The sequence below is a fragment of the Pedobacter sp. KBW06 genome (genome assembly GCF_003852525.1).
Taxonomy (GTDB): domain Bacteria; phylum Bacteroidota; class Bacteroidia; order Sphingobacteriales; family Sphingobacteriaceae; genus Pedobacter.
On sequence record NZ_QAJL01000003.1, the window covers coordinates 684,607 to 707,188 of the forward strand.

Annotated in this window: 14 protein-coding genes; 1 reads left to right on the forward strand and 13 read right to left on the reverse strand. The window is 45.2% G+C overall.

What is annotated here, in order from left to right:
- Nucleotides 1–12 precede the first annotated feature (12 nt).
- The 12 genes from DBR43_RS17735 to DBR43_RS17790 form a co-directional block, all read right to left on the reverse strand.
- Nucleotides 13–3,540: a SusC/RagA family TonB-linked outer membrane protein gene (locus DBR43_RS17735; protein ID WP_124583184.1), complete on the reverse strand. Its 3,528-nt coding sequence runs from the start codon at nt 3,538–3,540 to the stop codon at nt 13–15.
- Nucleotides 3,541–3,658: 118 nt separating this feature from the next.
- Entirely contained in the window at nt 3,659–4,621 is a 963-nt protein-coding gene (locus DBR43_RS17740; RefSeq protein WP_124583187.1) for a FecR family protein, read from the reverse strand.
- A 69-nt stretch (nt 4,622–4,690) separates the two neighbouring features.
- Complete coding sequence (locus tag DBR43_RS17745) at nt 4,691–5,257, reverse strand: RNA polymerase sigma factor (protein WP_124583189.1); 567 nt, start codon at nt 5,255–5,257, stop codon at nt 4,691–4,693.
- An 88-nt stretch (nt 5,258–5,345) separates the two neighbouring features.
- Complete coding sequence (locus tag DBR43_RS17750; protein WP_124583191.1) at nt 5,346–6,935, reverse strand: amidohydrolase family protein; 1,590 nt, start codon at nt 6,933–6,935, stop codon at nt 5,346–5,348.
- Between the two features lie 10 nt (nt 6,936–6,945).
- The gene (locus DBR43_RS17755; protein WP_124583193.1) at nt 6,946–8,364 is read right to left on the reverse strand and encodes an APC family permease; all 1,419 of its coding nucleotides are present in this window, start codon (nt 8,362–8,364) and stop codon (nt 6,946–6,948) included.
- Nucleotides 8,365–8,394: 30 nt separating this feature from the next.
- Entirely contained in the window at nt 8,395–11,301 is a 2,907-nt protein-coding gene (locus tag DBR43_RS17760; protein ID WP_124583195.1) for a tetratricopeptide repeat protein, read from the reverse strand.
- Between the two features lie 7 nt (nt 11,302–11,308).
- Complete coding sequence (locus DBR43_RS17765; protein ID WP_199757084.1) at nt 11,309–12,943, reverse strand: S10 family peptidase; 1,635 nt, start codon at nt 12,941–12,943, stop codon at nt 11,309–11,311.
- A gap of 2 nt (nt 12,944–12,945) precedes the next feature.
- Nucleotides 12,946–14,475, reverse strand: coding sequence for a S10 family peptidase (locus tag DBR43_RS17770; protein WP_199757085.1), 1,530 nt, complete (start codon nt 14,473–14,475; stop codon nt 12,946–12,948).
- 21 nt (nt 14,476–14,496) lie between these two features.
- Nucleotides 14,497–16,011, reverse strand: a complete 1,515-nt coding sequence (locus DBR43_RS17775) for a SusD/RagB family nutrient-binding outer membrane lipoprotein (protein ID WP_124583199.1) — start codon at nt 16,009–16,011, stop codon at nt 14,497–14,499.
- Between the two features lie 34 nt (nt 16,012–16,045).
- Entirely contained in the window at nt 16,046–19,183 is a 3,138-nt protein-coding gene (locus DBR43_RS17780) for a SusC/RagA family TonB-linked outer membrane protein (RefSeq protein WP_124583202.1), read from the reverse strand.
- Between the two features lie 189 nt (nt 19,184–19,372).
- Nucleotides 19,373–20,353, reverse strand: a complete 981-nt coding sequence (locus tag DBR43_RS17785) for an AraC family transcriptional regulator (protein WP_124583204.1) — start codon at nt 20,351–20,353, stop codon at nt 19,373–19,375.
- A gap of 402 nt (nt 20,354–20,755) precedes the next feature.
- Nucleotides 20,756–21,127 (reverse strand): DUF1508 domain-containing protein, encoded by a 372-nt coding sequence (locus DBR43_RS17790; RefSeq protein WP_124583206.1) that lies wholly within the window; start codon nt 21,125–21,127, stop codon nt 20,756–20,758.
- Nucleotides 21,128–21,351: 224 nt separating this feature from the next.
- Between DBR43_RS17790 and DBR43_RS17795 the strand changes: the two genes are divergently transcribed.
- Nucleotides 21,352–22,074, forward strand: a complete 723-nt coding sequence (locus DBR43_RS17795) for a Crp/Fnr family transcriptional regulator (RefSeq protein WP_124583208.1) — start codon at nt 21,352–21,354, stop codon at nt 22,072–22,074.
- Here DBR43_RS17795 and DBR43_RS17800 read toward each other — a convergent pair.
- Nucleotides 22,071–22,544 (reverse strand): ORF6N domain-containing protein, encoded by a 474-nt coding sequence (locus DBR43_RS17800; protein ID WP_199757086.1) that lies wholly within the window; start codon nt 22,542–22,544, stop codon nt 22,071–22,073. The two genes, DBR43_RS17795 and DBR43_RS17800, sit on opposite strands and share 4 nt — an antisense overlap.
- Between the last annotated feature and the right edge of the window lie 38 nt (nt 22,545–22,582).

The following is a 22,582-nucleotide window of genomic DNA, read 5'->3' on the forward strand; positions in this document are numbered from 1 at the left end:
CATTTGTCCTGATTAGAAAGTTGCCGATAAACCTAAGCTGAAGCTTTTTAGAATTGGGTAGTTATTTCCGTTACCGGAACTTTTAGTCTCATCTGGTTCTAATACGCGGTCTGATTTTCCAATGTTCTCCACATCCAGATCTCTGGTAATTTTATACAAAGGCGACCAGGACCAGAGGTTTTCTCCCGTAAAGAAGATTTTTAAATTGCTTAGTCCTATTCTTTTGATGAAAGCTGGCGGCACATTATAACCAACCTGCAGGTTCTTCATTCTGATATAAGCTGCATTCTGAAGGTATTTGGTTTGTACCTGTGTAAGCGTTGCCGAGCCATTCTGAGCGATATAGCCCCTGTACCTTGGGAAATAGGCATCCGGATTTTCCGGCGACCAGATATTGCCGAGCTGAGATTTCGGAACCTTATTATACGGACGGTTGTATTGCCCCCAGAAAGTTCCGTTTTCAGAGCCCGGATACCAGTCCATCTTTCCTACACCCTGAAAAAAGGTGCTGAAGAAAAAGCCATTCCAATCGGCTCCAAGAGAAATCCCGTAGGTATAACGTGGGGTAGAATTACCGATGATCTTCCGATCTCCCGGAGTACCTACCGTATTGCCCCCGTTATTGATGACCCCATCTCCATTCAGGTCAGCAAACCTGATGTCCCCGGGAAGGATCTTTCCGGTATTGGATGATTTATACAAAACCTGGTTAGGTGAGGTGGCGATATTCTCCGCGGTATAATAACCATCGGTCACAAATCCCCAGATCTCCCCTACCGTTTGCCCGGCATAATAGTCATCCAGCCTTCTTTCCGGATTGTTGAATTTGAGGATCTTGGCGGTATAATCAGCCAAAGTCAACCGAACTGAGTAATTGAGTGGTTTGCCAGCAGCCTCGAATTTATCATTCCAGGAAACACTCGCTTCCCATCCTTTAGTCTTCAGATCCGCATAGTTCCCCTTAGGAACCCCTATTCCAAATACTGCAGGAAGGGTCATCCCTACGGTAAACATATCTGTAGTTTTACGGATGTAGGCATCTCCGTTAAAGTTTAAACGGTTGTTCAGGAAAGCGATATCCAATCCAAAATTCTGCGTCGTAGAAGTCTCCCAGGTCAAACCATCAGGAATTACTCCAGGCTGACCGGTTTGCTGAGGGCGTACACCATTTAAAACCCTGTCTGACTGCGCAATATTGAATTTCTCCATAAAAGCATAAGAGCCAATATTACCATTCCCTAAAGAACCGTAGGATGCACGGATCTTTACATCGGTAATTGCATTTGGACTTACTTTCCAGAAAGGTTCCTTGCTCAATCTCCATCCCGCTGAAACTGAAGGGAAGAAAGCATAACGCTGGTTAGATGGAAACTTGGAAGAACCATCATAACGCCCGTTCATCTCCACCAGATAGCGGTCTTTAAACGCGTAGTTTAACCGGTAAAAGCCGCCTAAGATCGCCCATTGATCATATCCTCCATTTGTAGTAATGGATTGTCCGAGCGCGAGACTGATGTCTTTGGCATCTTCAAAAATTAAACCATTACGTACGGCCTCCAGACGCTTGTAAGTAGACTGTTCATAATTATAACCTGCAAGCACTTTCACATAATGGTCCTTTCCCAATTTGGGCTCATACTCTCCGTAAATATTGGTAGCCAGGTATTGCGTTGTTCTGTACAGCTCCTGAAGGTCATTATAATTGGTCCCTACATATTCAATTACCCCTGGTTTCCTGCTATAAGGAACCGGAACACGTCTTCTGCTTTCATTATTATTGGTATTCTGAATGGTAAAATCACCTTTTACCCTGAATGTATTGTCAAAGAAATTACTGCTGAATCCTGTAGTATTGCGGAATACTTTCCGGTCCATATCAATCCCGTTCTTGCCATAATATAAATCCCCTACACCATAGGCAGCGGAGAAAGTTAAAGTTCCATCCGGATTAAACATTGGGGCAACATTATGTCCTTCATCCGCAATATTTCTCCAAATCCCTCCACCTTCTCCAACGTTAACCGGATTGTGGTATTTAATTGCAGAGTAATCGGCATTGTTGTATACTTTTAACCAGGGATACAATTCAATCGATCCCTTGGCCCTGAGGTTATAAGACTGGTAGTCGTCGGAATTATAACGGAACAGTCCCGATTGGGTAAATGACCTTCCTGAAACATAAAAATCTGTTTTTCCACTTCCTCCCGATAGGGAAACATTTTGATCTGTAGCCATATTGTGGCTTTTGTACAATTGCTCATACCAGTCGGTACTGCCATAATACACATATTCTCCGTTACTGTTTACTTCATACTTCGGTAAACCCGGGTCTTCCGATCTCCGTTTTAATTCTTCCAGATAGGCCGGAGAGAATTTCACTGTTTTATTGATGTTCTGAGGCGTTTGAGAATAGTCGTTCCAGGCCGACCAGGACTCGTTAAACATACGGGCGAAGGTGTAACCGTCAGTCACATAATCAGGAACAGTTGTCGGTTTCTTGATCGACTGTGAGATCGTATAACTGATAGACGTTCTTTCTTTTGCCGGGCTTTTAGTCGTGATCAAGACTACACCAAAAGAACCTCTGGCACCATAAATCGAAGCAGAAGCCGCATCTTTTAATACCGTAACACTGGCGATATCATTGGGATTGATTCTTGAAGGATCTCCCTCTACACCATCGATCAATACCAAAGCATTACCGCCCTGACCAATTGAAGTCGTACCTCTGATGTTATAGGCCGGCGACTGGATCGGTTTTCCATCTCCAATGCTAAGGTTCAAATTCGGGATCATCCCCTGCAAACCCTGAGCAAGATTTGGAACCGCCCGGTTCTCCAGCATTTTTGAAGTCACCTGATCGACGGCACCAGTCAGGTTTTCTCTTTTCTGAGTACCATATCCCACCACCATCACTTCATTTAACGTCCCCGGTTCTGCCGTTAAAGAAACATTTAAGCTGGTTGTCTCTCCGGCTTTTACATTTACTTTAGTCTGGGTCACACTGCCATAAGAAATATAACTCACCACAAGTGTATAAAGTCCGGGAGCGGCGCTGATGCTGTAAGTGCCATTTGTATTGCTCTGTACTACTGCATTCAGCTCTATAACTTTAATTGTTGCTCCAGGCAAAGGTTCTCCCTTTTCGTCCACAATTTTACCGCTGATCTTACCTGGCTCCTGGTTGCGGAGCAGGGTGATCATCCCCGGCACTTCTTCTCTAAAAACAATATCTGTTTCCTGGAAAATGCTCATCAGGATGGAAGAGATTCTTTTCTGATCAAAGTCCATTTCGCCGACTTTGATTTTCCGAAGGTTGAGGTAGGCCGGGTCGTAGGCAAAATCGACTCCGCTTTTCAGCCTCAATTGCTCAATAACGTTCAGCAGGTTCTCTCTTTTGAAAGAGATATTGATTCTTTTATCTAAGGCCTGTCCGTTGGAACTTTCCGCAAATAACAATTGCGAACAGGCGATAATAGCGCAGTAAACAAGAAGAGTATGACGCATAATTTTCTGCAATAGCAGTAAATGTTTTTTCATATATTTGATACATTATTGATAAATAAGATTCTTTTTAAGATCCAACAGACAGAGGGTCTCAAGCTTATGCTGTTGAATTTATCGCTCCGGATCTGCTTCAGATCCGGTTTTTTATAGATTAGTAGATCACTATTTCATTTCCTGTCCTCCTATATTTATTCTGATGTACGGAACAAATGATCTTCAATGTTTCCGTTAGTGAACGGGTCGACCTGATTTGCAGGTTATAGACATAAGTAGCCGTATGTTTATTGCCACTTCTGATTTTTACGCCGTAATTGATTTCTATGATTTTTGCAAGCTCATTAAATGAAGCATGGTTCAGGTTAATGACTTTCTGAAACCAGACATTGTGCTCCCTGATGGCAAAACTACTGACCTTCCATTGCTCATTTTTTGAATTATAACGGAGCCTCCTCCCCGGAATCAGGTCGTCCAGAACCTGAATTCCATTGCTCACCCGGACTTTTCCTTCGCTTACACTGACTTCAGTAAGCGCGGCTTTTTTGGTACTGAGGGCAAACTTTGTACCCAGCACCAGCGTTTTGATTTGTCCGCTATGGACCACAAAGGGATGATGCGGGTCTGTTGTTACTTCAAAAAAAGCAAGCCCCTGATCCATGTAAACCGTCCTGTCCTTCAGTTTAGCAAATTGCGATGGAATCCTTAAACGGGTTCCCGGATTCATCTGAATGACCGTTAAATCTTCCAGTGTCACCTTTTTATATTCACCGGCATAAGTCTCGATCACCCTGAAGTCTTGTTCTGAATTGGGCTTAGCCGGCTTTTTAAGAAAAGGCTTTCCTAAAAAAACTGCAGATATTGCGATGGCCAGTACCGCAGCATATTTATAATATTGCCGGAAGGAGAATTTTCTGATCTCAGGAGGATTTCTATGATTTAAAATCGCCTGCTGCATTTCTTTCCTGACCAGTTCTTCTTCCGCCTCATCAGAAAATACCGCAGCCTCATTTTCCCGGTCATAGGAATCATACCAGGCGGCGATGAGTTGCTTTTCCTCCTCATTTGCTACGCCATCGGCATAACGCGTTAATAATTTTTTAAACTCTTCTGGTTCCAAGTTGGTGCTTTCTTTATTACAAGTACCAACAGAACCCGGAAACTACTTTTAGAAATCGTTAAGCTTATGTTAACTAATCAGACGTTCCGGAAATTTATCTCCCAGCTTTTTCCGGAGCCTTCGCATCGCTTCGGAAATATGATTGGACACCGTTTGCTCAGCAAGGTTCAGCTTCTTTGCGATTTCTGCAGTAGACAAGTGGGCGTGCCGCATCAGATAGGCATGCCGCATTTTTTCGGGAAGTTCCTCTATTTCAATTTCAATCAGCTTCTCCAGCGCTAAATAATCAGACAGTTCATGAATAGAAACGGTAGCCCCTTCCAGCTTTTGAAGCGTATATTCCATTACCCGCTCTTCAATCTTTTCTGTTCTGAAATAATTGAGCACCTTTAATTTTACCGCACCAAATAAAAACTGATCCAGAGAGGCATTGATCTCGAGAGTATCTTTTCGTTCCCAGATGCTGATAAAAACGTTCTGAACAATATCCTTCGCAGCATCCTCATCTTTAACCCGGCTCAAGACATGGATATAGAGTTTTTTCCAATATTGCTCATATAAAAGGTCATAAGCTACCTCATTGCCCATTTTTAACTGCCGGACAAGTTCCTCATTATTTCCACTACCTTGAAGCATACCCCAAAAGTAGAGAACCAATGTAAACAAGATGTTAAGTTCCAGAAATGGGAAACACCAATGCTAAATCGAAGTACTGAGATTAAAATCAATGCACATGTACACCCGGTTGACTGAAAATATACCCGGTTTTTGCTTTCTCTTTTTTAACCATTTCTTTCACTTCTTCCAGCAATTTCTTTGCATCGTATACAATTCCATCCTTTATCGTATACTTTACTCCCCCTACCCGGACCACTTCATTTTTAGCATTCAGTTTAATCGCCCCGGTGCCATAAAGGACCTGGAGGTTTTTTAAAGGATTTTCTTCCACGATGACAAAGTCCGCAAGCTTACCGATCTCCACACTCCCGAGCGATTTCTCCAGTCCCAATGCCTGTGCACCATTCATCGTTGCGGCTTTAATCACTTCCAATGGATGGAAACCAGCTTCCCGCAGCAATTCCATTTCCCGGACATAGGCAAAACCAAACAATTCATAGATAAAACCAGCATCAGTTCCTACCGTCACCCTGCCACCTTTGTTTTTATACTCATTGATAAAAGACATCCAGAGCCTGTAATTTTCCTTCCAGTCGTTCTCCTGTTCCGTGCCCCAGGAATGCCAGTAAGAACCGTGTGAATTCCGGCTCGGACTATAAAACTCCCAGAGTTTGGGCATCGTATAATCCGCATGCCATTCTACCGTCCTGGCCCGCATGAGGTCTCTGTTGGCTTCATAAATATTAAAGGTAGGATCTAAGGTAAAATCCAGGGCCAGCAATTCATTCATCACCTGTTTCCAGCGCTCCGAAAAAGGTGCCGCGGCCTGTCTCCATAAAGTTCCGGCTTCCCCAAAGCGATCCTGTTCATTCTGATAATTATAATCAGGGGAATAATTCTGTACGGTCCGGTCGGTAAACATCGCTTCCGGTAAACCATACCAATGTTCTAAGGAAGTCATCCCTGCCTTCGCGCTGTGCAAGGCATTCCAGCGCCCCACATCTGTCTGTGCATGATGCGCCATCGACCTTAATCCCAGTTTTTTATTTTCGTCAATCGCTGCAAACATCACCTCCGGGGAAGCGCCAAAGAACTTGATCCCATCGGCACCTTTTTTCGCATTTTCGCGGGCCCAGGCCCTTGCTTCGGCGGCGGTAGAGATGGCCGTTTTACTGCCTTGTCCAAAAACGGTATAAGCCATGATCCGGGGAGCGGTAATCTCATTCTTCGCACTTTTGGCCTTTTCGTCCAACACCCAATCCAGTCCACTCATACAACCCGGCTCCCGGATGGTCGTTACGCCGTGTGCCATCCAAAGTTTAAAAACATAGTCCGCATCTGAACCTTTTTCGGCTCCCCCGATATGGGCATGCATGTCGATAAACCCAGGCATCAGGTACATCCCTTCTGCCTGCAATTCCTTACCTCCGGCTTTTAACTTTGGTCGTCTGGCCGGATCGATGGGCAATCCCGGAGCACCTACGGGTCGTATGGCCGCAATCCTGTTTCCCTCTACCACAATATCTACCGGCCCCATTGCAGGGGCTCCGGTGCTGTTGATCAGTGTTACCCCACGGATGATCAGCTGTGTCCATGGTCCTTCCCATTCCTTTCTGGCACTGGCTTTTTGGGGTTGCCCAAAACCATTCAACTGAAGCAATAGAAAAACCACCAGTAATTTCAAACTCGTTTTCATGTGTGATCAATTAAGATTTACGATCATTTCCGGATAGGTAATAAACAGGAATGCCAATCAGCACCAGTACCAGTCCCCAGCCGCAGGTACTGGTTTTATAATACAATAATCCTCCGCTTAGAACTGCCGCACAAATCATGTATAAAGCAGGAATTACCGGATAACCAAAGGCTTTGTAAGGGCGCTCCGCATCCGGATACTTCCGTCTTAAAATAAAGATCCCTCCAATGGTCAGGATGTAAAAAATCAGGACCACAAAGATCACATAGTCCAGCAGGTCGCCATACCTGCCCGTCAGACATAAAAGCGAGGCCCAGATGCATTGTGCCCATAATCCCCAGCCGGGTACCTCAAACTTATTGAGCCTGGCCGCCTGCTTAAAAAACAAGCCATCCTGGGCCATCGTATAATATACGCGTGCACCGGAGAGGATCAATCCATTGTTACAGCCAAAAGTAGAGATCATGATCATCACGGCAATCACCAATGTTCCAGCGGTTCCAAAAATATATTGGGAAGCAGCAACAGCAACACGATCTGCGGGGGCCCCTGCGATTTCCTGCATAGACAATACCGCCGTATACATGATATTCGTAGACACATAAATCACCGTCACGATGAGCGTTCCAAGAAAAAGACTCAGGCCGATGTTCTTACGGGGGTTCCGGATTTCTCCGGCAATAAAGGTCACATTGTTCCAGGCATCGCTGGAAAACAAAGAACCCACCATTGCAGAAACCACCGCAGCGAACAACGTTGCCCCGCCAATGCTGACTGCAGTTTGCGTTTCCGGATTCCAGTTAAAGGGGCTAAAGACATTTTCCCAGTTCGCATTCCAGACCTCAGACCTGAAGGCGAAAAGTAAGCCCATAATGATCAGTCCAAAGAGCGACAGGATTTTGATCACCGTTAACAGGGTTTGAATTACCTTTCCATTTTTCACTCCCCTGCTATTGATCCAGGTCAGCAGTATGATGGTAACAATAGCCACCAGTTGTGCCGCATTAATTTTAAAACTGCCGGGTTCATATAGGACATTCTGATCTCCAAGAGGTTCATATAAATAGGCCGCGAATTTCGCAAAAGCCACCCCTACTGCTGCGATCGTTCCCGTCTGGATGACCATAAAAAAGGACCAGCCATATAAAAAAGCCACCAGTTTATTGTAAGATTCTCTCAGGTAAATGTATTGTCCCCCTGCTTTTGGGTACATCGCGGAAAGCTCCCCATAGCTCAGAGCAGCCATCAGGGTAATTACCCCCGTCAGCACCCAGATGATGATGAGCCATCCTGCACTTCCTACATTTCTGGTGATATCGGCACTAACGATAAAGATTCCGGAGCCGATCATAGAGCCGACCACCAACATGGTGGCATCCAGCAGACCGAGCTCGCGCTTCATTTCATGATTTTCAGTTTGGTTTTCCATTATTGCTATAGCTGGTTAGGCTGTTAAAGGTTAGTTTTGGTTTTCAAAAGCCGGACCTGATTTGATCTTTAATCCGGAAAGGCTTGTTTTCAGTGCATCGGCTTTTGCCTGCTGACCTCCGGCAACATATGCTGGAATCAGTTCCGCATAAGCCAGAAACAGATAAGGATTGAGCGAAATGGCCTGTTCATAGGCAGCGATGGCTTCGGATTGCTGTCCTCCGGCAGCCATCAGTTTGCCCTTAGTATAATAATAATCGGCCATATAAAAAGGTTCGCCCTTGGCGGAGATTTCCTTAAATACGGATGCTCCCGCCTCCTGATGCCCCATAGCTGCAAGCAGGGTCACATACCTCAATTTATCCCCATCTCTTACCGGTGTCTTACCAGTTAAAAAGGGCTGAAGGTATTCTTCAGCAGCCGTCTTATTGGCCTGGGCCTCATAAAATGCAGCAATCCGGAGGTTGTAATCTGCCCTTGCATTTCCCGAAGCAGCGAGGATGCGCTGTGCCTCTTTCAATGTCTGAATGGCGGCATCATATTGTTTGTTCAGGGCCAAAGCATCTGCATACATATTCCGGTACTCAAAGTTCTGGGGCTTTTGTTCCACGAGTTCTTTCAACACCAGGACAGGTTCTTTATAACCCAATCCGGATTGAAGTACCGCTGCATAAGCCAATGCATCATCTCTCCTGTCTCTCAGGTAAGTAGAGACCGTTGCCCCGCTTTTTCCGTATTCCTGAGCAACGGCTATCGCTTCCGGAATCATTCCGTTGCGTTTATACATTTCACGCAGCTGCATGTTCACCCTTGCCAGTTCCTGGTAATCGTCTTCCAGCTGGAAGGATTTTTTAAGATAGGTTGCCTGTTCCTCAACCGCTGTTTTCTGGTCTGTTTCATTCGCCGCAAACTTCGCCGCGGTCAAACCTGCATAGGCAGAATAGATCGGGGCATATTTCGGGTCAATCTGTTCGGCTTTTTTAAGCCATTCCTCCGCTCCTTTAAAGTCCTTTTGTTCTATCCTGAGCTGGGCATAATCCAGATAGGCAGGTAAGTATTTCCGGTCATAAACCAATGCCGTATCGATGTAAGCAGCAGCCAGTGCCGGATTGCGTTGTTTCACTTTCGTACTCAGGTTCAGGTATACTTCAGACCAGTTACAGGCCATGGCTTGTTGATCTCCCGCCAGGTAAGCCCGTTCCTTTTTTACCAGCCCATCCAGAAAACGGTACATTTCCGGATCTTTGGATTTGAGGTCTGAGGTGGTATTCATGGATTTAAAATCCAGCGGATGCACTTTTACCGGCTCAAAATACGCAGGATAGGTTTGTGCAAAATACTCACTCTCATTGTTCTGGGAATAATAATCCAGGGTCCTTTTCTCTTTCATTGCCTGATAATACAACGACCTGATCTTCCGGTTTTCGGCATCGGTCAGCACCCGTCCATGAAAAAGATGAACATATTCATGGAGGATCACGTTTCGTTCCAGAAAGGCCCCGCGTTCCACGTATTCTATCGCCGCAGCACCACTTCCTACCCCTCTGATGTCCATCCACTGACGGTTATCGAAAGTGGTCATATAACGGAAAGAAGGAGCATTCATCGTGATGGAAAGGTCATTGTGCAATGGCGGAATCCGAAAGGCATTCTCCTGTTTGGAGAGAAAAGGAAAATAGACCACCGCAGTAAACAACTGGTTCCAGGCCATCGCTTTTACGGTTTCTCCGGGATAATAATTCACATCAGGGAATACCTTTTGAAAATTCGCCAGATCCGTAATCTTTGTGGTATTCAATTGATTCGAGATCGAATCATAGACCGCGAGGTAGGGAATCCGTTTAGACTTGATCACCGCAGAAAGGCCATTATGAGCTGGTCCGTAGTGTTTTTTCCTGGCCAAAATGCTTCTGAAAATCGACTCCGCAGAATCCAGCCTGGTTTTACGGTCCATGTCAAACGCGATGTAATAAATTGAAGCCCTGTGCATCAATGGCAATACAGAACCGGGATATTGTTTCCCGACAGTCCTGGTGGTTTCTATGGCTTCCTTTACCTGATTTCCCCGTACCTGATCATCTGCTTTTTCCAATGCTTTCCTTACGGTATCATCGTCTTTTTCCGCATAGTCCGCATAGGTCAGATTGGTATGTCCGTTGCCCCAATGCCAATGCGTTTGAAAATGCAAAGGATTGATGGCCAGCGCCAGCTCCCATTGTGCCGCCATTGCATTCAATTGTCTCGCATCCACCCTTCTCCAGATGGCATAGCCATAGCTAAACCGGGCATCCGCATTGTAAGGGTCGATTTCCAGGGATTTCTTTAATGGAGCCACAGCGAGGTCCGGTTGCTGGTCCCAGAAATATACATCGGCCTCGAGCAAATAAGCACCTGCACTTTTAGGATGAGCAGCCATCACCTTTTTCGCGATTTCCATGGCTTCCTTATAATTCTTTTGCAATAACCTTGTCCTGCCGAGCATCAGCCATAATTTCTCTGAAGGCTGATTTTTTAACGCCTGCTCACATAAGGCTGCAGCCTGTGGCAACCGCCAGGCCTGGATTTCCAGAAATGCCTTTAAAAGAATCGCCTTTTCATTTTTTGGTTGTGCCTGATGTACTTTATTCACCAGCAGTTCTGCCTTTTTCAACTCATTGGTCAGGATCAGGTAATCTGCCGACAACAATTGATAATCTGCCGAAGGTTTTGGATGTGCCGCAATTGCCCGGGTTGCTTCCTTCCACATCCCCAGTTGTAACATTCTTTGAATCCCTTCTACCGGTTTCCCGGAAGAAGAGAATTCCTTTAAGACTTTGGCTTTCAGCGCCGATAAATCTTTTAATGCTTTTCCGGCACTATCCGGACTCATGGTTTGTGCAGACAGACCGCTTACATTCAGGCAAAGCAGACAGGACAAATAAAAATGGGTTCTTTTCATAGCAATACTAATTTAAGGGAGCGGCATTAATTTCTTTCATCACTTCATCATATAACCGGTCTGCATCTTTCTTTACCTGCACTAATGATGGTTTATGGACATATAACATGTGCCCCGCTTCATAAAAAGTAAAATTTACATTTTTCTTTTGTTCCGGACGCAATCCCATGGTATTAAAAGTATATTCCGATGCGAAATAAGGTGTAGCCAGGTCATAATATCCGCAGAGCACCCACACTTTCAGGTAAGGGTTTACCGCCATGGCTTTCCTTAACGACTCCGCCACGTTTAAATAACGGTTTTGGACATTATTGTAGTTCCAGGGCTGGACCCTCCCGCCGAGAATTTCATAAGGCAGGTCATTTTTAAATTTCAGTTCTGCCCGCACATAGTGATTCAGTGCGGCACTATAGGGACCGGAAATCGTGCCGTCATTGCTGGGATCAAACTCCGGGCTCACTCCTACATCATTGTAATCCCGGCCCGTAAAGCGACTGTCCAGACGACCTACCGTAAGCCCATCCGCCCTGCGGAGTTCTTTATCAAATTTATGAATATCAATCCTCAGGTTGGTCTGGCGGATATAAGCTTTGGAGAGCCCGGTATAACGGCTCAGTTTATTGACAATGCCAGTATACTCCGCTTCGCTTAGCTCGCTCCCTTTCATGAGCGCGGTATGGTATTCCCCAAGCGCAAATGCCTCTACTTCCTTCAGCGTACTTTTCAGGTCCCGCTGCAGATCAGCATCTAATTTTTTATGGTACCAGGCTGTTGCCGTATAAGTAGGCAGGAACAGCGGAAAGGGCAGGTCATTGCCGATATCAAAACGTGCGGTTTGCATGTTCAGGATTGAGCTGATCAGCACCACTCCGTTCAGGTAAAACTTGTACTTGCTTTGCAGGTATTCCGACAATCCTGCGGCCCGGGTAGTCCCGTAACTTTCTCCGGCAAGGAATTTCGGCGACTGCCACCTGTCGTACCTGGTCGCATACAAACGAATGGCCTCTCCCATACTTTGAATGTCTTCCTCATAGCCATGAAACTGCTTGTCGTTTTCTCCTGTTACGGCCCTGCTGTATCCGGTAGTGACCGGGTCCAGAAAAACCATATCTGTCTTGTCCAGCCAGGAATATTCATTATCTACATAACGGTAAGGCGGAGGAAGGACATCTCCTTTATCCGACATCAATACCCTTTTCGGGCCTATAATTCCCATATGCAGCCATACGGAAGAAGAGCCCGGCCCGCCGTTAAAAGTGTAGGTCATTGGCCTTTTTCTTTGATCTGCCACCCCATCTTTAGTATAGGCGACAAAGAAAATATTGGCTTTAGGCTTTCCATCTTCCGTAGTCAGCTGCAAATATCCGGTTGTTGCAGTATAACTGATCAGCTGTCCTTTGATGGTGATGCTGTGTTTGGTAGATATTGGCGCCGGAATATTAGGGGAATTCGAAATGATGTATCCCGAAGGGTCCAGCGGGAGCGCCACAACAGGAGCTCCTTTACTTTCTGTCGGCGTAACTACCGGAGGAACAGCTGAAGCAGCTTCCCTGCCTCCCCTGCCTTGTGCATTGCTGTACAATGCGGTCCCGGCAAACCATCCGGCTAAAATAGCGCATCGAATAGATTCTCTCATCTTCATAACTATTTGATTTCCTGTAAAGTGTTTTTATAAAAAGAATCTGCATCCACTTTCATCTGCTTCAAAGAAGGCATATGGATATACAGCATATGACCCGCTTCATAATAGGTGAAATTGATGTTTTTCGCTTGTTCTGCTCTCAACCCCATATGATTGATCACATATTTGGAAGCAAAATAGGGCGTTGCAAAATCATAATAACCGCCCAGCACCCAGACCTTCATCGATGGATTTACCGACATGGCCTGTCTCATATATTCCGCTACGTTCAGGTATTTATTCTGCACATTGCTATAATTCCAGCGTCCAACGCCACCACCAAGAATGTAATAGGTCAGGTTATTGGTATAGTTGAGCTCCTTACCAAAATAGCTCAGCACTCCGGCGGTATAAGGTCCGGAGATCGTTCCTGTATTACTCGGATCATATTCCGTAGAAGAACCCGTATCGTCGTAATCAATTCCGGTAAAGCGGGAGTCCAATCGCCCGACCGTTTTTCCATCTTTACGAAGCAGCTCTTTATTGTATTGAGGAAGATTGATCCGCAGATTGGTTTGCCGGATAAAGCTTTCCGGGAGGCCGGTATACCTGCTCAGCTTCTGCACAACGGAAGTATACTCGGTTTCCGTCAGCCTGTCGCCTTTCATCAATGCCGTACTGTATTCATTAAGTGCAAAAGCTTCCGCTTCGGCAGTCAGCGTTTTCAAATCCTTTGCCTGCATTTCCGGACTCAGCTGCTGGTAATACCAGGAGGTTGCCGCATAACTCGGAAGGTAAAGCGGATAAGGGAGGTCATTGCCAATGGCGAAATTGATCGTCTGAAAGTTTAACACCGCAGAGATGAGCACAATTCCGTTCACATACATTTTGAATGCGCTTTGCAGGTAACTGGACAAACCGGCGGCCCTTGTTGTGCCATAACTTTCCCCTGCCAGAAATTTAGGAGAGCCCCAGCGTTTGTTCTGGGTGGTGTACAGCTTGATAAACTCTCCTACCGACTGGATATCCTCATTATACCCCTGAAATTCGCTTTTATCCACGCCTGGTGCTGCCCTGCTAAATCCGGTTCCTACCGGGTCGATAAATACCAGGTCACTCTGATCCAGCCAGGAATATTCATTATTGGTATAAGCATAAGGGGGAGTGAGGGCCGCTCCCTTATCCGACATCACAATTCTCTTTGGCCCGATTACCCCCATATGCAACCAGACAGAAGCCGATCCTGGGCCCCCGTTAAAGGTATAGGTGACCGGCCTTTTGCTCAGGTCCCCTCCATCATCCTTTGTATAGGCAATATAGAAGATATTGGCCCTCAGCTTTCCTTCTTCTGTTTTCAGGGGCATATAACCAGTCGTCGCGGTATAATTGATGACCTTGCCATTGACCGTTACCGATCCTTTGGTTTTCACAGTTTCCCCTTCTTCAGGTTTCGCCCTCAGTTCGGGAGACGTAGCTGCCGGGGATCCTGATTTCGTTTGGGCAATGGATAACTGAATACCCATTGCCAGTATAAATAAGAATACTCTTTTCATTTCTGTTCGCATTGATAAAAATTATGGACGGGTATCCCAGAACACGCGTTGTAACATATCGGCTCTGGCAGGTGTATTCGGATTACTGCTTCTTTCGGAAAGCGGATAGATAAGCACCCTTGGAATCTTGTCATAGACCGCTACTGAAATCGGAAGTGGGGTAATGGCCGGATAACCTGTTCTCCTCCAATCGTTCCATGGTTCCATCAGCACCCCAAAATTGGCGACATACTTCTCATTGATAATTTGTTCCAGCTTTTGCGCATTGGTACCTGTTAATGTCCCATTGGCTGCAACGTAGGCATCGATGGCAACAGCACTTACCCCCGATTCGGCCATTGAAGAACGAATCCCCGCTTCAAAAAAGGTTTGGGCACTTCCCGGAGCAGCTAAAGTCAGTGCGGCCTCTGCCCTGATAAAGTTGTATTCAGAAAAGGTAAGCAGCCTTGCCGGTGAGTTGCCAGCCCAGGTGATCGAACCATCAGTAATGGTTCCATCAGGATTGATCACAATGGAATTCAAACTCGCATCCCCTTTCAGAAAGGTGTTCAGCCTGGAATAAGCAACAGAAGAATTGTCCAGTGCGGAGGCGCCTTTGTAATTGCCGCTATTGTAAGGAAAAGAAACAAAATAAGACGGCCTGCGTGGATCTGCCTTAACGTTCATCATGTCTACGATTGTTCTGTTTGGGAAAAAGGCATTTCTGAACTGTCCTCCTTCTATACTCGTGATTGGGTTCTGCCGTCCGGCTTCCGCCAGGAATTTCATTTGAAAATTATCCGCATTTGAAGCCATAAACTGGGCTCCGCTATTGATGAGTGCTGTAATCTGACTGGAAGCAAAAGCCGGATCTTTCTGACTGTAATGCAAATAAATGCGCAGCTTTAAGGTGTTGGCAAACTTGATCCAGTTGTTCTTCACCGTGGCCCAGACGCCCGGATAAATGGTGGTATTTTTATCCGGCTCGAAGACAGATGCAGGGGCATTGATGTCTGCAATACCTGCATCCAGTGTGCTGATCAGGTCTTTATAGATGGCCTCATCATCGTCGTATTTAGGGTATAAATTCTCTGCGAACTTTGATGCTTCGCTGTATGGTACATCTCCCCAGCCGTCTACGGTTACCTGATACACATAGGCTTTTAATATTTTGGCAACACCTGCATAATGCGGGCTCCCTTCTTTCTCTGCTTTGGGGATAATTTTTGCGATGTCGGCAAGCAGTGTTGCAAATATAGAGCTCCACTGGTTGTTCACATCCGAATTGTTGATGTTGTAGCGTTCATACTCTTTAAAGGTCTGGGAAGTATTGGTGGTCTGACCCGAAAATTGCTGCATCATCAGGCCGCTATACCTGAAAAGGTCACTTGTGCCGAGGTAGCCCACATTTACGGTAATGGAAGGCAGCAATTGTGCAACGGGAACATCAATCACATTGTTGGGGTCATTATTTACATCATAGAATTTTTTACAGGAATGGAACAAGCTTCCAAAGAGCAACAAGCTTGTGCATATGATGGTTTTATTCAGTTTCATGGCTTTTACTTAAAAATTTCTTAAAATCAGTTAATTAAAATGTAGCCCTTAAGGTCGCCCCAAAAATTCTGGCTACCGGCTGGATTCCAAACTCCAGGCCTCTTGCATTTCCTACCCCCAATACGTTTTGTTCCGGATCAAGGTGTGGGAAATTAGGCGCATAAGTCAGCAGGTTCCGTCCATAAACAGATAGCTGCAGTCGGCTGATGAATTTCGTTCTGGCCAGTAATGTCTTAGGAAGAGAATAACTGAAGGTCGCTTCTCTCAATTTGAGGAACGTTGCATCGAGCACATACCCCTCCCATGCCACATATTTCCCTTGTAAACCCCAGTAATCCTGCGCGGATACACGGGTGGTATTCGGGCTTCCATCTGCATGCACCCCCTCGAACAGGTAAGGGGTAGCAACCGTTCCGTCTGCATTAAAACGGTCAAATTCAGCTGTCTCCTTAGCCACACCGTTGATTCTCAGATCGCCTACCGTTCTGGACAGCACATCGCCTTTGTATTTAAAATCGAGCAGGAAGGAGAAGCTAAAGTCCTTATAGGTAAAGGTATTGGTCAATCCCGCAGTAAATTTAGGATTGGGATTTCCTACTGCACCAACTTCATTCGTTGCCTGTGGCAAACCATTGGCTTTAATCACCATGCGGCCCTGCGCATCCCGCTGGTACATATTGGAATAGATCAGGCCATAGGGTTGTCCGGCCACTGCCTGAACATTTGGCGAAGTAAAACCTCCCAGAGAGATCAGAGCCACCCCCGGAGCGAGCTCCTTAACTACAGATTTGAAAGTGGTAAAATTCAGCATGGCCTCCCAGCTAAAACTGGCTGTCTTCACTGGTATACCGCTGAGCAGGAATTCCAGTCCTTTTGTAGAGAGTTTTCCTGCATTTTTAACCTGACTGGTAAAACCTGAACTTGGAGGTACCGGAACATTGAAAATCAGGTTTCTGGAATCCCTTTTATACACCGAGAGATCCAATGACAACCTGTTGTCGAAAAAACTCAGCTCTGTTCCCAGTTCTATTTCCCTGGTAAACTCAGGAAGGATATCTTCATTTCCTGAGGCATTTGCATAGGTATATCCGGCCATGTTGTTAAAAGGGAAATTGACGGCGGTAGAGCTAAATCCATCCGCTGCGCCCGCGGTACCATATACTGTTGAGGCATCGTAAGCGTTTGCCCCCTTTCCAACCTCCCCAACATTCGCCCTGATCTTGGCGGAAGTCAGCACTTTCCCTTTTAACTCCGGAAAAGCTTCTGTAGGCACAAAACTAACGGCTACTGCCGGATAGAAAATAGACCTGTTCTTTTTGCTTAAAGTAGAGGAGAAATCATTACGGGCCTTCACATTCAGGTTCAGGTATGATTTATAGCCCACAGAAAGATCACCGAAGAAGCCCATTAAGCGGGTCCTGAAAAAACGGTCTTCTGCACTGAAAGTGGTGAAGTTTTTAAGATTGGCGAAACCGGGAATGGTAATGCTCTTTCCCGTAGCGATGATTGTTTTGTCATAGTTGGAGAGAATCTCGTTCCCTAAGGTTCCGGAGAGGTTAAAATCACCAAAGGTCTTATTTGCCGTCAAGGTAAAATAGCTGCTGAGGTTTCTGGTCATGTCCTGACGTTCAATGATCCCACCGGCTCCTGCAGAAGCTGTATTTCCATTGCTCCTTACCCCTTTGTCGTCAAATCCCGTGAAATTATTGTTGAATACATCCACTCCGACCTTTAAATCTGCCTGCAACCAGCTGGTAAAATCATATTTAAGGTTCAGGTTTCCGAAAAAGCGGTTCAGCTCCTGACTTGTAGTGATGTGGTCTATCGACCAGTATGGGTTTTCTTCCGAGCTGGAATACCAGATCTGTCCACCTGCAGCATCGGTTACCGGCAAACCGGAAATGTCATAACTGCGGGGTGCATAAATGGCACGCCACAATGGATTCGCGCCCTGATTTCCGGCCTGCGTGCGGTTCGACTTATTATTGATGTAAGAAAAAGAAGTATTCATCTTCAGTTTGTCTGAGATCGTGGCACCCAGATTTCCACTGAAGGTATTTTTATAGAGTTTGTTTCCGGGAACAAGCGCATCCTGGGTATTGTTCCCGTAGGAAACCCGGTAATTGTACTTGTCGCTGGCCCCGGAAAAGTTAATGGTATTGTCGAGCGCGAGTTGAGTCTGGAGGATATCCCTGACATTGTCCGGATAGGCCTGTAAGGTCACGGTGTTTCCGAGAATATCCGTCACCTGCTGTCCGGCAATCCTTGGGCCCCAGGAAGTGGACTTAGGGTCCCATTTATAAACCTGTGCCGGTGTGGCATCTTTTCCATAAATCCCTCTGGATCCCTGTGCATACTCGTTCTGATAGTCAGGAAACCTGTTGATCGTTCCCCAGGAAGTATTAGAGGTAAAAGAAACCTCACTCCTGCTGCCCTGTTTTCCTTTTTTAGTGGTGATGAGGATGACGCCTGAAGCTGCTCTGGAACCATACAGCACTGTTGCTGCCGCTCCTTTCAATACGCTGATACTTTCAATGTCTTCGGGATTCACATCTGAAGCCCTGCTCGAACTCGCAACACCGGCGTTTACGGTATTTGCACCACCACCATTGTCGATCGGGACACCATCAATCACATATAAAGGCTGATTGCTTCTGGTGATACTGGAAAAGCCCCGGATCGTGACGTTAGAACTCGTAAATCCTCCGCCGGAGCCCGAAATCTGGACCCCTGCCACTTTACCTGCGAGTGCATTGGTGATGTCTGGTGTAGGCGCTTTGGTCAGACTTTCTGAGCTGACCTTACTGACGCCATAACCCAGGGTCTTCTTGTCCCGCTGAATGCCAAATGAGGTGACCACCACCTCTTCCAGATTTTTGGAATCTTCTGCCAGAACAATCTGGTAATCATTTTCTGTACCGACCTTTACTTTCTGGGCCGTGTAACCAATAAAACTAATGAGAAGCGTTGAATTGAGGGGTACCTGGATACTAAATTTACCATTGCCACTCGTTACAGTGCCAATAGCTGTACCTTCTACTTTGATGGAGGCACCGGGAATGGGCTGCCTGTCTTCCCTGGCAGTTACAGTTCCGGTAATCGTTTTGTTCTGTGCATCGGCTATGGAATAGCACAATAAAAGCACAGAAAAAAGAAGTAATACTTTTTTCATAATTCGGCTAGCTTGGGGTTAGTTAATCGGTTCTTTAGAAGGAGGTTCGCCTTCCTGGTTAACCAAATTTAGCGCTGCAGGCCAACAAATTATAGGCTATTATTGTCTACTACTTATCAAAAATTGTCTATTATCAGATAAAAAATGAAACAAATACAGCATCCTTCTTTTTCTACGAAAAAAGGGAATTTAACAGCAGGAGATGCTGATGCCCGAAGACAGTAAATCATTACTGATGAGCATATAAAAATAAAGAAACAGAGAACCGATGGCTTTATTAATCGGCACTTCCTCGCTTTTAAACTTATACTTTTTGATGTAATCTTTTGGCGCCATGGAAGTGATCTTTTTAAAGACCCGGTTAAAGGTGATGATGCTGTTAAAGCCAGTGGTATAAGCGACCGAGGAAATGCAGTCAAAATCACCGCTAATGATCTTTTTACAGGCTTCATTTACCCTGATCTCGTGTAAGAAGGAAAGATAAGTCTTTCTGGTATGACGTTTAAAGTACTTGCAGAACGCATGAGGCGTAATACAGGCTATGGAAGCAATTTTATTGAGGGAGATGTCCTCCGAATAATGGTCAATGGTATACTGGTACACATCATTCATCCGCAAGCCTTCTGAATCTGTAAAAGCAGGATTGGAGAATCCTGTGGATAAGGACTTCCATTCCCTGATATGACTGGCACAGGATTGCAGCAATTTAATCAGGTTCAGCAAACGGTCCAGTCCTTCCGAATTCCGAACCTCCTTCACCATTCCTGAAATCTGCAAAACATGTGAGGAAGGTACCTGCAGACCAAAGACGGTCCCCTCTATAAATCGCTTAACAGGCTCCAGCTCGGGAAGTTCGAGTAAACTGGCCAGGTTGTGCTTATGGTCAAAAAAGATATGAATGGCATGAATGTTATTCCGGTAGGCCGCTCCAAAATGACTGGCATTGGAACGGAAAAGATGGGGCTGGTCACTGCCGATAAAATAGATGTCGCCGGGTTTACAGGGCTGTGTATAATTTCCTGCAATTAACGTCCCTTCCCCTTTTATAATCAATGTAATCTGTACTTCTTTATGCCGGTGGAGGTAGTTGTAAAAATAAGGCAATATATCCTCCTGTACTACGATTGAGTATTCATTTGCAACGGGAACGGTGAATTGAAGTACTTTCATACAATCAATATTACCATAAAAACAATAATATTTATAGTGAATAAACCTGCGTAACAAGAATCATACTTTTTCCCTTTCCGGCCCCGGGTCACGGAGATAAATCACTACGAACAAAGCACTTAAGCCCATAAAAACCCTTAAAATATTAATTCCTTAAATCTCAAGTATAAATATTTTACCAGAAGTCCTCCTTTGCCGGTTGATCCGGACAATCCGGGATAGCAACAGTTAATCAACTAAGCATGCAGGTTATAAAACAGGGGGTATAGCGGGTGTTTTGAGCAAGATCGCTATCAAAGAAGTTACAAAAATATAGACAGGCCTATAAAAACAAAGCAATACTCCGGCGATTAGCCCAGGTATTGCTTTGAATATGGTGATTTTTAAAATTCTACTGAGGTATTATTCAGTGATGAGGTCCAATTGGGCCTCTTTTACTGTCAGACTGCTCAGGTCTTCCAGTTCTGCATCGTGGGTATAGCTTCTGATCGCAGCAATGCTACGTTCCATATCCAACCAATACGTATAATAACCGCTACGCCCCAGCACCTGGTTATCCGCATCCTTCAAAATAAAATAAGAACCCTGTTCGTCTGACTGACGGCTGAAACGGTGTGCGAATTTGGAATTTGCCCTAACCAGGTCAATTTGCTTTTCGCAGGCGATTTTTGCCGTTGTACGGTCCGAACTCCGCAATACGATATCGCCGGATTTCAACTTTAGGTTAAAATGGTACTTGTTGTCAAAGTCTTTTATAATCTGAAATTTTGCCATAACTCATTTAAAGTTTACGACTGCAAATTTAAGATCGCCGGAAATAAAAAACACGCATCAGTGTCAATCGAAAAACTGATAAATATCAATTATTTTAAAAAGTTATTACCGCAACATGACCTTTAATAGTTGAAGAATGCAAAAAAAATAGAAGTAACTTTGTGCCATTAAAAAAGTATTGGTCATTTAACAGGATTCAATAGTAAAGTACAGAGAACGAGAATATGAGCCTATCCGGAATTTTTCCAATTGATCAATGGAACTTTAAATCACAATCCATCCTGAAAAGTATCCCTTCAGAAGACCACGACCGCCTTTGTGTGAATATGACTGTAGAAAGTTATAATAAAGGAGATGTGATCTTTAAAGAAGGAGCTGTTCCTTCAGGGATTTTTTACATTCAAAAGGGGATCGTAAAAAAGTATAAGGTAGACCGTGACGGCCGGGAACAGATCATCTATGTGGCGGGTAGTACCGAGCTGATCGGATATCACGCCATCCTCGCCGAAGACCGCTATCCGGATTCGGCTACGGCGATAGAAGACTGCATTATCGCTTTTATCCCGAAAGAAGATTTTCTGGAGGTACTACACAACTCCGTGATCCTGTCTCAGCGTTTATTAAAGAACATGAGCCATGAGTATGCCGTTTTAACGAATAACATCGCTGTGTTTACCCAGAGAACAGCGCGGGAAAGAGTGGCCATCACCCTGATCGTGCTGAGGGAAAAATATAAAAACGAGGAAGCCAATGAAGATACCATTAACATCTCCAGAAGTGACCTTTCCAATATGGCTGGGATCGCTAAGGAGAACCTTGTTCGGATTCTAAAAGAGTTTAAAACGTTGGGCATCCTGTACACCGAAGGCCGGAAGATCATGATTACAGACATCAGAATGCTGGCTGAAATCTCCAGCTATAGTAATAAAAGCCTTAAACTTCGTTAAGATTTACCGGAACCAAACTGATAGCCAATGCTTTTCCTATCGGCTTCGGGTGCTTCTTCCCTCACCAGCAATTCATCCAGATACTGAAATACAGCCTCCATATTTTTGTCCTGATGGTCCAGTTTCTTTTTGATCTGTTCCACCTCCAGGCGAAGATCAGTATGGTCTGCCAGCATTTGTCTGATGCGGGTAAATGTTCTGATGATCCGGATGTTTACCGCTATGGCAGTCTCGCTGTTAAGGACACTGGATAACATCGCTACCCCCTGTTCAGTAAAGACCTTAGGTAATTTCCTTAGGCCCATTTTTTCCTTATTGGATATCACATTCTGTGATTTCCAATCTGTCAATTCCTGTACGGTTACCTGGAACATAAAATCAGGAGGAAAACGCTTTGCATTTCGTTTTATCGCCTGGTTCAACACCCTGGTTTCTACTCCATACATTTCTGACAGATCGCGATCGATCATTAATTTTGTCCCCTGATCAGGTATATTTTACTGACAAT